The sequence below is a fragment of the Shewanella sp. CAL98-MNA-CIBAN-0140 genome (assembly GCF_040309905.1).
Classification (GTDB): Bacteria; Pseudomonadota; Gammaproteobacteria; order Enterobacterales; family Shewanellaceae; genus Shewanella; species Shewanella psychromarinicola.
Window position 1 is genome coordinate 54,243 of the sequence record NZ_JBEOPI010000027.1, and the last position, 14,535, is coordinate 68,777.

A 14,535-nucleotide genomic window follows, 5' to 3' on the forward strand; every position below is an offset into this window, starting at 1 on the left:
TGACCCATTCAAAACAGTAACATAGACTTGATAGCTATTAATCGAGAATGACGCTATCTAGTTAAAGAGTTAAGCACATGGCCTGTGCTGGCAATGTGCATAGTCTTGCCGCTTATATCTGCATAAATGTTAGCGGCATTCGGTAAAAAATTATCGATGCTGTTGTTTAAGCGCCACACCCGGCAAAAATAGTTGCTTTGTGGCGCAGACTCAATCCGACTTTATAAGGCCGCAGTGGCCCATAAGCCGCTGCGGATTGGATTGACTAAGCCCACCATAACCAACTTGCGCATTCCCCACTAGATGCAAAAAATGGTTTCACAAGTGGCTGGCCATATATTGCTCGGATTAAAACGCTAGGCAGATCTTACCGAAGTGCTTGCCAGACTCTTGGTAGCGGAACGCGTCAGCGATCTCTTCCAGCGCAAATGACCGGTCAAGGATCGGGTGCATGTCGTTTGCTTCAATCGCGCGGATCATTTCTTGCTGATGGTTTCGGCTGCCCACAATCAGTCCTTGCAGGCGAACCTGTTTCGCCATCAGTTTTGCGGTTGGAATATCCCCAGCCCAGCCAGTCAACACCCCAATAAGCGCGATATGGCCACCAATGCGCACGGCATCAATAGATTCTGGCAGAGTGCTAGGGCCACCCACTTCTATAACGTGGTCGACGCCCTTGCCGCCAGTTATTTCCTGAACCTTAGTGCCCCAGGCCGGTGTGGTTTTGTAATTGATGGTGTGATCGGCACCCAGTGCGGTGAGCCGTTCCAGCTTTTCGTCTGAAGACGACGTAGAAATAACCCGAGCGCCCATCATCTTGGCAAACTGCAGTGCAAAGATAGACACACCACCGGTGCCCATCGTGAGCACGGTATCGCCTGCTTTCAGGCCGCCATCAACAACAAGCGCTCTCCATGCGGTTAAGCCTGCGGTGGTCAATGTGGCGGCTTCGGCATGGGTGTAGCCTTTAGGGGCGTGGGTGAACCAGTTGGTTGGGCGGACAACCTGCTCGCGGGCGTAACCATCCTGGCCATCACCGGGTGTGGTACTGAAGTTTCCAATAAGAGCGGGGCCAGTTAGCCAATCAGGGAAGAATGTCGACACGACAGGGTCACCAATCTTAAATTCGCTGACACCTTCACCGATGGCTTCTACAACGCCGGCGCCATCCGCCATGGGGATGCGGTTGTCTTCGGTCGAGATGGCTCCGACAACCACTGCATAATCGTGAAAGTTGAGAGAACAGGCTCGAATACGTACTCGTATTTCGCCAGGCCCCGGTTCGCCAGGTTCCGCGCTATGGTTAAGCTTGAGCTGGTCAAGACCGCCCGGTGTAGAAAGGGTCATGCTTTTCATACTAAGTCCTCTAATTATTTCATGTATAGGAAATGTATAGCAGAATTAGTGCTACAACTTTTCTCAGCATTGAGCAACAAGCTGTCTACTTTATGTATACGGGGTAATCTGTGTAGCCTTTGTTGGTTCCGCCGTACATAGTCGATGGATCGGCTTCATTTAATGGCCATTCGTATTTAATGCGTTCAGGTAAGTCTGGATTAGCAATAAATGGCCGGCCAAAACCAAAAATATCACCATGACCTTCAGTCAATATTCGAAGCGCTTTTTCTGGGGTATATTTACCTGCATACATAATTAAGCCATCAAAGGTTGCTCTGACTTCTTGATAAAATTTTTCAGGTAAATCTGGAGCATTATCCCAATCAGCTTCAGCAAGGGATAAATAGGCAATGCCAATATTATTTAAAATTTTAATCGCTTCGATATAGGTTAAATGAGGGTCACTTTCAACTAACCCTAAATACACTCTGACTTCATCGGTACTTTCAAATAATGGCGCAAACCTTACCCCGACTTTATCTGGCCCCATAACACTCGCAACCGCTTCGGTTATTTCTTTTAGAAAACGTAAACGATTCGCTAAAGTACCACCGTATTTATCGGTTCTATTATTAGTATGCTCAGAGATAAACTGATTAACAAGGTAGCCATTCGCACAGTGTAATTCAACGCCATCAAATCCAGCTTCTTTGGCGTTAATTGCCGCCTGTTTATACATCTGTACAAGCTCTTCAACCTCGGCGGTAGACAGTGCTCTTGGCTCACTTGGATCGGCCAAGGCGCCTTGATCTGGAGCCGTTTCAATAAACACCTTAACGGTGTCTGCTATAAGGTCAGATGGGCCAATAGGTGCTTGCTGATCTGGCTGTAATGAGGTGTGAGAGACGCGTCCAACATGCCACAATTGGCAGAAGATAATACTACCTGCATCATGTACGGCTTTGGTGACTTGTTTCCAGCCCGCAATTTGCTCGGCACTATGAATGCCCGGTGTCCACGCATATCCTTGCCCTCTAGGTTCAATTTGCGTTCCTTCCGTCACCATGAAACCAGCGCCCGATCGTTGAGCATAGTACTGCGCCATCAGTTGATTAGGAATATTCCCTGGCTGATCACTTCGTGAACGTGTCAGTGGTGGTAAAACAATACGATTTCTTAAGGTATATGGACCTAATTGGGTTTCTTTAAATAAGTGAGAGAACTTCATTTATGTGACTCCGAGAATGTGATTAAAATAGACCTATCGGTGATCAATGTAAGCTGATCAAGCTATTTTTCTGTTGGCTATATGCGTCAAGCATGGGTTGAGGCGTTTCTCGACCAATACCTAATTTGTCATACCAAACAACGGCAAAAGGGTCGAGCTTAGTCGAATAACACTATGCATCTGACTTCAATGCTTATCCGCGCAGCTGATTTTTGATCACTCATTGGCAATGAAAACGCGCTATGAGGAGTCCTTGAAATAGCGCTATCTAGGTCGCTATCAAAGACTTTAAAATTGAGTTGTTCTTGCGATGTCATTTGAGGATAAAAATACCAACGATTATTATCGTCATAACTAAAAGCTTCTATTTCCCCGATACGATCAGGATAAGCCACCGGTAACTTTCGAGATTGTTCGGGGTGAAATGTTCTTGCATCTCCAAGTGCCAAAGGACTATCGAGTACTACATCAACTAAAGGGATCCAAGTATTTATAAACTGAAACTTTTTATAATCACTTGCATTTAGGCCGCTTTTTTTCAGTTCTATATTAAGACGGTTTTCTGCTGAACTCGCCACGTAATCGTTATGTACGGTATGAATAGGAGCGCGCTTTTCTGTGCGCGTTAAATGATCTTCAACCGAGCGAATGGTATGGTCAAAAACAAGACATTGACTGGCATTGGTTAGATCCAAGAGGTGCTTTATTATTTGTGGATAAAGCTCTGTTTGAACAAGGTTATCGTCAAAATAGTTCGCAACAACATAATCATTTTTAGCTAAACCAAAGCCATCATTATTGAGTGATGGAGGGGTATTCAATAAGCGCGCATTGGCTATTTCAACGAGTCGAGTATCAACATGTTCCGTTAGTTTATTCGCACTTTTTGCTGTGGTTGATAAATCAAAAATGGCACTAGAATCTGATTTTATATAATTAATTTCTGCTTTAATTGATGACTGTTTTTGACTTACCCCATCCAACAACATAATGGATCCTCCGTGCGAAATACTGCCGCTAATGAATTCGATGGGATGTATGCTAAACTCTCTTCAATACAAAAAAAAACAATATAAACTTGTTGGAGATACAAATATTAGTGGTATCAATAGACTTGATATAAAACAACTGCGTATTCTCCAGTTGTTACTTCAGGAAAGAAATTTATCTAAAGTGGCAAATTTATTGGGCTTAACTCAGCAAGCCATTAGTGAGCAACTGAAAAAGCTAAGAAATACCTTTGATGATGAACTGTTTATAAGAACCAGCAATGGCGTGACGCCCACCCATGTTGCGGAAGAAATGGAGCATAAGGTCAATAATATACTGGCTGATATTGACAATTTAATCTCTGGTGATCACTTTAACCCGGCTGAACTATCGGGGATTTTACAGATAAGTGCCTCGGATTATGCCTTAGTGACTATTTTGCCAATGTTACTTAAACAGGTGAATAAACAAGCTCCGAACCTGAAAGTTATCATTAGGGATTTTGAATCGGACAATTTACATCAGCTAATGGTCACTGGTGAGCTTGATCTCGTATTCACCTTCCCAGAATTTATTCCGCAAGATTACCCAAATATGCGCTTATTTGAAGATCATCATGTTTGTGTAACAGGTTACAACTCAATCTATCGAGATAAGAAATACACTCTGAAAGAAATCGCGCAGCTACCGCAAATCATTATTTCACCCTCTCGACCAAACCTGAAAGGCTCTCATGATGCCTGGTTTGCAAAAAAAGACCTAAAAAGGAATATTTTAATGTCAGTCCCCAGCTTTTCGTCAGCATCTACCATAATAGAGGCCACAAATACGATTGCTTTCCTGCCGGCTAGATTATTACCTGATCCCAGGTTGGTTGCCATTGAAATTGAACAGAGCCCTCCCAGCTTTGATGTTATTGTTGCTTGGCACAAACGTTCAGAAAAAAATCCGTTGCATCGATGGTTATTGAATATCCTTGATGAAATTTTTCATTCATAGCACAAAGTAGCATGTTAATTAAGCGTGCGGCTCAGTTGGAAAGTTAACCCTATAGCCAGCGTTGGCCATTTGCACTACCTTGCCGCTTATTTTTGTATAAATGTTTGCGGCATTTGGTTAAAAAATTATCGACGCCGTTTTTAGTGCATTGTCCATATTATTATCATTAGAATTTAAACAATTACTTATAACTTAAAGGCAACGTTAATACACAAGAATCACAAACCAAGATCACCCCCTCTCTATCGCTTTTTTAGGGGTAAAACTACTCCCTACAGAAGCGATAATCACCAAGCCGATGGCGGACCATTGCAACAAGGTCAATTGCTCACTTAACATAATAAAACCAACCAATGCGGCAATTGCAGGCTCTAAACTCATCAGCACGCTAAAGGCCTGTGTCGGCATATTTCTAAGGGCCACCATTTCCAAAGAATAAGGCAAGGCACTGGACAACACCCCAACCAATAACCCAAGAGGTAACACTTCCCAGCTCAATAACGCTAAGCCTTGGCTCACGGCGCCAATTGGCACCAGCACTATGGCTGCCACTGTCATGCCTAGAGTAACAGTAATGCCACCGGATGCTTGCTTGCCAGTGCGAGTACCAAACAAGATATAACCAGCCCAGCACGCCCCGGCCGCTAATGCCATAAATGCGCCAGTAATATCAAGCCCTTGTGCACTGGATAAGTCAGGCAGTAGCAGTAAAATCCCCGCGATAGCACAGCCGACCCAAAATAGATCGCTTTTGCGCTTTGAGCCAAACAAGGCTACTGCCAAGGGGCCGGTAAACTCAAGCGCAACCGCAATCCCTAACGGAATACGTTCAATGGCTAAATAAAACAAGATATTCATTCCGCCTAAACACAGACCATAAATAATAATGCTCTGCCAATCTCTGCCTTGAGGTAATGCCCGCCATGGACGAAATACTAGCCAAAGTACCGCAGCGGCAAAGCCTAAACGCAGTGCTGTGGTGCCTTCTGGCCCAACCAAGGGAAAAAGTTGTTTTGCTAACGAAGCGCCAGACTGAATGGTCACCATCGCCAGCAAAACACTACCAACAGCGGTCAGAAGTACACGATTGATTTGCATATAGAATACGCCAAAAAATGAAAAAACTATGTGTCGGCATTCTACCTGAGGCAAGTCAAACACGGCAGCAATTATTATTGTTAGGCACAGAAGTCATACCATTAAGGTCACGATATGGTAGGCATCAGCCAAATTTTACATACTAAACAATCTTAGCCACATCCAATATAGGGTTTATTCGACACTTAGGGTAATGACGCAGCTTAGTGCGGCCTTATGGTTATTTGTTATGCCCGCACCCATTATCATGATGTGGTTAACATTAACCCCAACATACCCAGACCAAACCCAAATACCGCCCCCATTGGCGGGGCCCAACGATTTTCTAGTTTTGCCTGAGGCGCTAAATCTTGAAATATTGAATAGAGGATACCACCCGATGCGAAAAGCATGACTGCGGCAATCACTTTTGGCGACTCTGATAACCATAAATAGCCAGACATTGCTGCTATAGGCCCAAGCACAGCCATTAAACAAAACATGATGATAATTTTTTGGGGCCTATAAGCAGAAGAGTCATTTAATTCACGATAGGCACTAAACCCTTCAGGCACGTTTTGTAACGCGATTAACGCTGCCAGTAAGAACGCATTGTTACTTCCCGTTGCGAACGCCGCACCTAGTGCGATTGATTCAGGAATAAAATCCGCTAGCATGGCTGCTAGTTGAGTGGCTGGGGTATCTATTTTGTTAAGGTAAATATCAAGGGCCATAAAGCTAAGTCCGCCCACCATAAGCCACATACAAGCCGATAATGGATCAAGATGCGCTATGCCCTCTGGCACTAAAACCAAAGCAACGGCTGACAATAATGCCCCGCCCCCAAAAGCCATGACACTGTGCCTAAATTCCTGTTCAAGCCACTCACTGCTCACGTTCTCAAAATGGGCAATTAAAGCACCTAACGGCATAGCCAAACCAGCAAGCAGTGTGGTTGCTAAAACAGTTAGCAGCAAAGACATGATTTGATCCTTTTAGGGGTATGACACCACATTAAGTGTCTAGATATAGATGGTTAACATATTGGACTGAGTGAAAACAGCCAACGGTATTTTTCCGTTTGAATGGCTTATTGAGCTAAGTCGCCGTGGGGCACAAAAGACATCGATAAACCTTACTGCAAGTCGGTTACATTCTCGAACGGTTATTAACCACTGGATAAAAACAGTCTTGGTCACAGCCAATATCGGACTTGTTCAACACTTGGGATAAGCCCGCGGCGTCGCGCGGCCTATCCTTATTGGTTAGGCATACAATAGGACTACTTAATCGCTCTTTTAAGCCACGGCCCAATAAGATTGTGTGCATTCAAAATGATAGAAAAATGATTTTCTTTATCGACGATTTTAATTTCCTTGCGCACTTTTTTATCACTATTATTTTGCGCAAACTGGGTCACTTTTATAGGGTCAAACGCTTCATCTTGCTTTCCAATCCATAATCCAAATTGCTCTAAATCAGATAACTGAAGATCAGGAGAGTGTGGGGTAAGCGCATTTGACATATTTACGGTGTTAAATGGAACGATTTCAGGGTTTTTGCTTAGAACAGCATCGGGGAAATTGAATCTAACCGCCTTGGAATGACCTAAAAATAAACCGCCACTTATAGTATTAATAATAAAGTTTGACGTTTTCACAGTAGAAAACTCAATACCTTTATTTTCACCCTTGTCGTAGTTGGTTTCTGAACGAAAGCCAAAATACGGAGCAAGAAACACATACCCTTCAACCTCCGCTCTTTGATCCCAACTCGAATAATTAAGCGCTAGGCCTGCACCACTGGAATGCCCGCCAATAAAAATAGGCATCTCTGGATATTTATCACGCGCAACTCTGACGATGGTATTAATATCAGTCCACACTTGTTCAACATCTGGGGCATCGCCTCGATCACCTTGTGAACTACCATGTCCTCGAATATCTGGCATATATACCGCTATATCAAAATCATCACGTAATCCAACACCAATATGGTTATAGATCAGCCCACTATGAGCACCCGCTCCATGATAAAAAATCAAAACTGCTTGCGGTTTTAGTGGCAGATACGCGCGATATGCTAAAGACACATTATCAGTAGCTGGTCTGTATTCAACAGGCTGTAGCGGCTTTTTATCACCCTCTTTTATCTCAGCAAGTGAGAAAAACGTTTCGCTAGATTGCTCTAATGGACTGGCGAGTAAATTATGAGCCAAAAAAATTGATGACAATATTACCGCAATATTCATAAGTATCGATTTTAACTTCATAAAATTTCCTTTATTTAAGTCGTTCTGGAGCATTAGAACAATAAAATTGCCCAAGTGGCATACACAGTCATTTTATGCGACTAATGCCGCAATATGCCCCAAGTAAAGACTTATCTAAATCATATGCCATATAATTCTCAATGATGTGTTATGCATCTTCTTTCTCTGTCTTTTCTATAGTCGCACTTAATTTTTGATATATACCGAGCGCCACAATTAAAATCGCGGATACCATGATGAGTAAAGCCGGATACAGTAAAAGGCTAATGTCTTTCGTACCTGCTTTAAATATAAAAACCAACCCTTCAATACTGACGGCAATAGTAATGATTACAATTATTTTTGTAATTGTTCTTCTTGCTTCTTTAGGGTCTCGCAGCTCTTTGTCCTTAAAGACTTCTTCTTCCATCATATACTGTGCAACATCAATAATGGCTGCCGCGATTATTATCGCGGCTACAGACTGAAGCATTAATGGAATAAATCCAGTGTCATCCTTAATAGCGGAAATGACATCATAAACAGACCACAGCATAATTATCAGGGATAGGATGATAAGGACCACAGCCGCGAACAGATGAACGCCAGCGAATATAGTATTAAACAATTTTTTCATATTTTTTTGACCTTTAAAAATTTATCAACAAATGAGGCCCTGTCTGACATCGAGTAGCGCCCTAACGAGACTATAGAATGTCTAAAAATGAAAATGATGGTTAATGGGTTTCACTCTTCAAGCTCACTCTTTTTAACGTCGCGTACAAGGTAAAATAGGTTTTAGAGAAATGTGACAGCCTTAATGCCTCGTTAAACCGCAGGAAAAGTTAGCTATGCTTTGTGAGAAGCGAGCACAATAAACCATTTTGTATCGGTTCAACAATGTGTTAACCATTTTTAGGTAACACATTATAAGCATTCTTTACTGTATCATATCCGTATACACGCTCTAATTTTCGAATAATAAAATGCCCTCTCGCCATGTCTTGAAAGTGATCAATAAATAAAGTATTGATGATTGCACCACCCGCAGCGCCTATAGCAGGTACAGCTTGAGCCGCGGCTTTTTGAGTAACTTGAACACCAAACTTTTCAGCAATTTTAGAAATTAGCTTAATTAACACAGGAGCGGCTTCATCGGTAATACCTTTTTTAACCATAAATTCAGCCGCTTCAGAGACTGATTTGGCAAGAGCGGCTCTGATGGCAAAATATCCAGATTCACTACTATCATCTAAATCACTTTCGCCACCCAATGCGAACACTTCTAAACAAGCCATTTTTGTTTCCGGTGTGGTGATCAACTCTCCTTCACTACGCGCAATATCAGCTATAGAACGCAGCATTATTGATGTTGAAATAGGCAGTTCAACAGCTATCGCTGCCAACCCAAAGAACCCTCCCACCCCCCCACTCACTGCTGCGCCAAATTTATGCCAATGATTAGACGATTCTTCTCCGGGAATATCTTTCATGGTAAAGATTGCCGCTTCAGACGCTTTAAGTAGCGATTTCTCTGTCACTTTAGCGATATTTCTATGCCAATTATCAGGTAGTAAGGCTAAACCTTTTTCAATAGGGGTACCTATAAAATGAGTTATTTTTACCGCGAGCCCAGGGTTTTCTAATAATGATTTGGCCACTAAAAGCTCTTTTTTATGTGATTCTGAAATATTCAAATAAACTCCTTTATGGTGAAGTAATACAAGCAAGCGGTTCTGCATTGCGTATTCAACTGATGTTGGCTATCGCGGGCATGATTTTCCCATCATGACCAGAGAGAAAATCAGTCTTAGCAACCCGCAAAGGGAGCGCCGCCACACGCAAATCACATCCAAAAACGTCACGTCAAATCGGTCGAACTCTCGTTCGATCAGTGACATAATAAAGCGTCTTAGTCACGCCTCACATAGGGCTTGTTCAGCTCTCGGGGTAAGGACGCGGCTTCGCGCGGCCTATCCTTATCGTTAGAAGTACATTGACGCATCAATTATTGATAAGCAATACTCAATTATGCTTCCTATACGCTTGCCTTACTTTCGAAACAACCTCTCGAGACGACCGGTCTATTAACTCAGTCCCATTTTTTCTGCAGTTTCGGCACCAGTCAGGTTTACCGTTTCATTTTCGAACCGATAAAACGAAGGCTTATCGTCTATAAAATATTGATTATAAACAATAAAATCTTCATTATTATTGAAAGCACCCGCTAGGATCATATGCTGATTACCCTGCAATCGATAAAATAAATGGCTACCGCAATTTTTGCAAAACCCACGTTCCGCCCATTCAGACGACTTATAGACTGAAATACTCTGTTCATTTTCGAACGAGACACTATCACCACAGTAAACAGCCATTTGTGGTCCTCCATTCCATTTGCGGCACATGCTGCAATGGCAAACACCCACGCTATTGCCACTTTGAGCGGCAAATTTAACGGTGCCACAAAGGCAACTTCCACTGCTGTTTTTTACATCTGACATCGTCATTCTCCTGGGTAATTAATCATTGTCAATGTCCGAGTAATAAGCATCCATATCACTGACAAGTGCTGCATAACGAGTTATTGGATATCGAATCATAGTCTACATCAATCGATATTCTGGATTTCTTCAACAATTTAGAGATGGCTTCAAGAATGTAGAGATTTGTAACCTTAGACTTGAAAGTTCTATCTGTAAATGCTCGCCTCTTCATCACCTTCTCGCACTTTAAACACCAACTTGCTGACGCTGGCCGGCTTTTGGGGAATAAAAAATGCGTGCTTTGACTGATGTACGCCCACCATGGGCATCAACTGATGAGTTAAAAGTCCTCTGCAGCAAGATCATCGTTAAGCTAACTTATCGTTATTAAGCGTTAACGATTAGCCAATGGGAAGGGCTTGACCGCGATAACGGATTGAGGCCGCTAGCACAATAAATGTTTAAAGAGTGCGAGCTGATAAACATCATATGAGGCGTAGGCTAGAAGTGAGTTGGCAGAGGCTGATCTGCATCGCAAGGGTGTTGCACATTTTTAGGCGTAGTGGATCGGATTTCATTAGGGGCCGCTAGACTGTTAAGCCCGTATCGATTATAAACATCAGCACAGTACAAGCGTTTTTAGCGGGACATGATTCGTATCAAAAGCAATGACAAGACTGAACGGTTGAATAAAAGATAAAGGCCAAAAACTGTCGCTAGACTCACCGAGAGCGTCCGTATATGGCTCAGTTTATTGGTCGCGTAAATACGTTCTTGCCTTGTTGCGCCCCCATGGCAATTCGGTAACTCACTAGGCGCCTCGTCACGGCAATAAGCTATCTTCGGCATCCTGGGGAATAGTGCGAATACTAAAAAGGCAGCCTAGGCTGCCTTTCGTTATTTAAAAAATCTCATTATTTTACGTATTTTTTAAAGGCTTCATCAACCGGCGTATCTGCCAAGTGATTAGTGTAGTTGCTCATTACTTTTTGAGATAAGCCAACAATAATTTCTAAAAGTTGTTGTTTACCATAACCTGCCGCAAAGAATGTTTCTATTTGCTCATCGCTTATCACACCGCGCTCGCGCGTCATTGCCAGTGTTGTTTCACGTAAAACCTCAAGCTTAGGGTTAGCAAGTGGGGTTTTGTTAACTAATGCATCAACAATGTCTTGATCTACTTTCATTGCCGCTGCAATGCCACTATGAGCGGGGACGCAGTAGTGGCAGTTATGCTCAACATTAATTGATTGCCATACCACGGTTAGCTCTTGTGCATTGAATGATGTTTTTTGAAACAGCTCATGCAGTACTTGGTAACCTTTAAGTAAGGTCGGTGCTTCAGCCATTATTGCATGTAGGTTAGGTAACATACCAAATGCGGCTACCGAATCGGCGAGTAAAGGTTTTGCTTCTTCTGGTGCGGTCTCGGCTGTGTATAACGTAAATTCTGCCATGTTTGGCTCCAATAAAAATATAAATATAAGTAACGTGACAACAATACTATTTGATTTTGAGCGCCTGCTCAAGTTAAAATTGAGCAATTGTTCAAATTGATTGGAATTAACATGGTAAACAAGGTTAAATTTGAGCGCGAGAATGTCATTCGCCTAGCTAGCCAACTGTTTTGGGAAAAAGGTTTTCATGCTACTTCTACGCGCGATTTACAAGACGCCATTAACATGCGTCCTGGCAGTATTTATTCTGCATTTGGCTCTAAAGAAGGGCTATATTGTGAGTCGCTTAAAGACTACACCCTAGATATGAAAAACCAAATAGAAGGCTTTTTATCGACTTCCGATTCTATAGTCGGTGGGTTGCGCGCATTTGTAGAAAATGTGCTGATTAAAACCAAAGCTTGCAGCCCAAGTGCCATTTGCATGCTAGTAAAAGCAAACAGTGAATTTGCCGATAAAGACAGCCATTTATATGAACTGAGTGTAGATTTAGCCGCTAAATTTGAAGGCTATCTTACGGCTATTTTTGAGCAAGCCATTGAGCATAATGAGCTAAGCGATAAGTTGTCGGCAATAGAGTACGCGCGCTTTTTTCAGGTTCATTTTACCGGATTACGCGGCTACGTTAACCGGCCTGGCGTTGAGCCATTAGCTCAACCGATGATCAATCAAATGTTTACCGTGATGAAAAACCTATCAATTTCCCCGGCTCAATTTTTTGAATAAAAATGGCAGATAAATGCTATCGTTTTAATGTCTGATGTTAAGTAATAAATTTTAACTTGAGTATGGCAGGGCTAAACGCTATCTCATCTAAGCAATAAGCAACAGGCGGTAATTGGGCTGCCATCATGAAGCAAGTCTGCCAATTCGAAAACCTGTGGCTGACAAAAAAGGGCATGGGTGGCTTAACTGAATGAAGCGGACAGCGGTTGTTAGTCTTACCTCAAAGCCTTTGCATTGATCCTTGAAACGACGCTTTAGAAAAATGTTACGGATAACGAGAGCTTTGTGCAACAGAGTCAAAATCATATTTAAACTCAAGGTCTTGACCAATATTGCGCGCTTTTGTCTCCCGTAACACGACTGTTCGCACCACCAAACTAATGCTGAAGATTTGGGTAAGGCGCTAACCCATCATCGCCAAGTACCGCCTTTGCTTTATCAATCCCCCTAGGCAGAGAGATCTGCGATGCTCACTTCATTACCGATAATGTATTTTCGATTTTCAAGGTGCATATCTAACACTTAATAGTGCCCGCTCCGCTTCAGACTATATGAGCCCGCGGTTGGGCCATAGAGTGTCTCAACGGAATAACCATCGCTGGATAAGTCGTGTGTAACGAGGCATGACCCAATAGACCATAAGAAAAACCACGGTCCCTGTTACGGCAAGCGTCGTTATAAAATGATTATCGGGAACGTGCAAGAGTCGCAACACTGGTGCAATAACTATCGGAACACCCAGCACTAAAGGGTAGATAGCGGACCATGTCACTATGTACTGCTTCCAGCGCACGGGTACTTTAGCTTTGGCCCTTTCTGGGGTAAACCAGAAATCCAGTCCACTACTTATAAAGAAGTCGTCGCCAGTAGCTAATAGCGGCTTAACCTTTTCGATCAAACGAGAGCGAGTCGGCGACTCCATCCATTGCTGCAAATGTGATCGTGTGTCGAATCGGATAATGATCGTGTATGTTCCGGTTAGTCCAGAAATCGGACGGACGATGTGCCAGTCCAGATGGCCTGGCGAGGCTTTGCAAAGGGGCGCAATTTCATTAAACCAATTTTCGTATTCAGCGTGCTTGCACTCACGCACTCTATGGGTAATGACAACTGTCGCCCCTTCTAGATCGCTGGCGCTCTCAGAAGCTGTATCTGTATTCATAATATCTGTGGCCTAATATTGCTCAACACCTAATAACTGGCGAAAAATTGTGGGCTAAAATGAAGTGAAGCACAATAGCCCGCGGTTTTTACTTCAATTAATTGACTTGTTGAACGTCCATTAGTGCAGTTTTTAAATCAACGTTTAAATCCGCTTTTAAATAAAATGCCTGTGCAGACCCGCTAGATTAATTCATCTTCAGAAGATGAAGTTTGCCGGCATACCTTTAACGGCATAAGCACAATTTAAGTAACCGTCTTCATTGCCCCATAAGACAACAACACCGCCATCTTAGCTAATTGAGACAGCTATCGTTGCCTGCACCAATGGGATCACCTTGTATGTTGATCTCACTTGGCTCTGTAGCACGATATGCAAATAAATTTGTCATCCAAACACCACTATAGCCCTATGGCTTCGCAAAATGGATACCACATGTAATGGTAGGATGGTGTTCAACTTCATTTACTGTTGATGGATTTAAGCTAATTATCATTGCAAAAGACTTTGATTAACCCCAAGTTCGCCATCAGCGGCGCTAGGTACTAGCATCCGTTTGAATGGATCGGTTGAGCTGAATTCACTCTCCAGAAATTGATGTGATGTATTCACGAAGTAACTACACCAAGCTACAATTCCTAACCATTTTGCACCGTCTTCGATAAAATATTCCCAATGACCTAGAAGCCGCCACAACTCTGGCGGAAGAATAGCGTCAATAACAACAGAAAAACCAAGAAATACTAGGGGCTGTTGATCTTTGTTTGAATTTTGTGCGAAGAAGGTAATCTCGTATAATTCACTTCGCCAAAAACAAATAC

Annotated in this window: 14 protein-coding genes and 1 pseudogene; 2 read left to right on the forward strand and 13 right to left on the reverse strand. The window is 42.8% G+C overall.

Annotated elements, in window-relative coordinates; genetic code table 11:
- Positions 1-348: 348 nt before the first annotated feature.
- The 3 genes from AAEY93_RS14470 to AAEY93_RS14480 all read right to left on the reverse strand — a co-directional run bounded on the left by AAEY93_RS14470 (position 349) and on the right by AAEY93_RS14480 (position 3,555).
- A complete protein-coding gene (locus AAEY93_RS14470) occupies positions 349-1,356 on the reverse strand; it encodes a zinc-dependent alcohol dehydrogenase family protein (RefSeq protein ID WP_101033575.1) in 1,008 nt (335 codons plus the stop codon).
- An 85-nt stretch (positions 1,357-1,441) separates the two neighbouring features.
- A complete protein-coding gene (locus tag AAEY93_RS14475) occupies positions 1,442-2,566 on the reverse strand; it encodes an alkene reductase (protein WP_351077811.1) in 1,125 nt (374 codons plus the stop codon).
- Positions 2,567-2,724: 158 nt separating this feature from the next.
- Complete coding sequence (locus AAEY93_RS14480; RefSeq protein ID WP_101033571.1) at positions 2,725-3,555, reverse strand: CmcJ/NvfI family oxidoreductase; 831 nt, start codon at positions 3,553-3,555, stop codon at positions 2,725-2,727.
- Positions 3,556-3,604: 49 nt separating this feature from the next.
- Between AAEY93_RS14480 and AAEY93_RS14485 the strand changes: the two genes are divergently transcribed.
- Complete coding sequence (locus tag AAEY93_RS14485) at positions 3,605-4,555, forward strand: LysR substrate-binding domain-containing protein (protein ID WP_351077815.1); 951 nt, start codon at positions 3,605-3,607, stop codon at positions 4,553-4,555.
- A gap of 231 nt (positions 4,556-4,786) precedes the next feature.
- On the opposite strand, the gene AAEY93_RS14490 is transcribed toward AAEY93_RS14485, so the two are convergent.
- The 7 genes from AAEY93_RS14490 to AAEY93_RS14520 form a co-directional block, all read right to left on the reverse strand.
- Positions 4,787-5,653, reverse strand: coding sequence for an EamA family transporter (locus AAEY93_RS14490; RefSeq protein ID WP_351077818.1), 867 nt, complete (start codon positions 5,651-5,653; stop codon positions 4,787-4,789).
- A 245-nt stretch (positions 5,654-5,898) separates the two neighbouring features.
- Positions 5,899-6,615 carry a ZIP family metal transporter gene (locus tag AAEY93_RS14495; RefSeq protein WP_101033567.1) on the reverse strand — a complete coding sequence of 239 codons (717 nt, stop codon included), beginning with the start codon at positions 6,613-6,615 and terminating at the stop codon, positions 5,899-5,901.
- A gap of 299 nt (positions 6,616-6,914) precedes the next feature.
- The gene (locus AAEY93_RS14500; RefSeq protein ID WP_351077821.1) at positions 6,915-7,904 is read right to left on the reverse strand and encodes an alpha/beta fold hydrolase; all 990 of its coding nucleotides are present in this window, start codon (positions 7,902-7,904) and stop codon (positions 6,915-6,917) included.
- Between the two features lie 148 nt (positions 7,905-8,052).
- Positions 8,053-8,520 (reverse strand): hypothetical protein, encoded by a 468-nt coding sequence (locus tag AAEY93_RS14505; protein WP_101033563.1) that lies wholly within the window; start codon positions 8,518-8,520, stop codon positions 8,053-8,055.
- A gap of 268 nt (positions 8,521-8,788) precedes the next feature.
- Complete coding sequence (locus AAEY93_RS14510; RefSeq protein WP_351077824.1) at positions 8,789-9,580, reverse strand: EcsC family protein; 792 nt, start codon at positions 9,578-9,580, stop codon at positions 8,789-8,791.
- A 390-nt stretch (positions 9,581-9,970) separates the two neighbouring features.
- Complete coding sequence (locus tag AAEY93_RS14515; protein ID WP_351077827.1) at positions 9,971-10,387, reverse strand: GFA family protein; 417 nt, start codon at positions 10,385-10,387, stop codon at positions 9,971-9,973.
- An 896-nt stretch (positions 10,388-11,283) separates the two neighbouring features.
- The gene (locus AAEY93_RS14520) at positions 11,284-11,826 is read right to left on the reverse strand and encodes a carboxymuconolactone decarboxylase family protein (RefSeq protein WP_101033557.1); all 543 of its coding nucleotides are present in this window, start codon (positions 11,824-11,826) and stop codon (positions 11,284-11,286) included.
- A gap of 111 nt (positions 11,827-11,937) precedes the next feature.
- Between AAEY93_RS14520 and AAEY93_RS14525 the strand changes: the two genes are divergently transcribed.
- Positions 11,938-12,552, forward strand: a complete 615-nt coding sequence (locus tag AAEY93_RS14525; RefSeq protein WP_101033555.1) for a TetR/AcrR family transcriptional regulator — start codon at positions 11,938-11,940, stop codon at positions 12,550-12,552.
- Positions 12,553-13,132: 580 nt separating this feature from the next.
- On the opposite strand, the gene AAEY93_RS14530 is transcribed toward AAEY93_RS14525, so the two are convergent.
- From AAEY93_RS14530 to AAEY93_RS14540, 3 genes and pseudogenes are all read right to left on the reverse strand, one after another.
- On the reverse strand, positions 13,133-13,714 hold the full coding sequence (locus AAEY93_RS14530; protein WP_101033553.1) for an antibiotic biosynthesis monooxygenase: 582 nt from the start codon (positions 13,712-13,714) through the stop codon (positions 13,133-13,135).
- Positions 13,715-14,009: 295 nt separating this feature from the next.
- Positions 14,010-14,111 (reverse strand): annotated as a pseudogene (locus tag AAEY93_RS14535) (DUF1643 domain-containing protein); the annotation flags it as partial.
- 95 nt (positions 14,112-14,206) lie between these two features.
- The coding region (locus tag AAEY93_RS14540; RefSeq protein WP_351077831.1) for a DUF8692 domain-containing protein at positions 14,207-14,535 on the reverse strand (329 nt) is incomplete at its 5' end.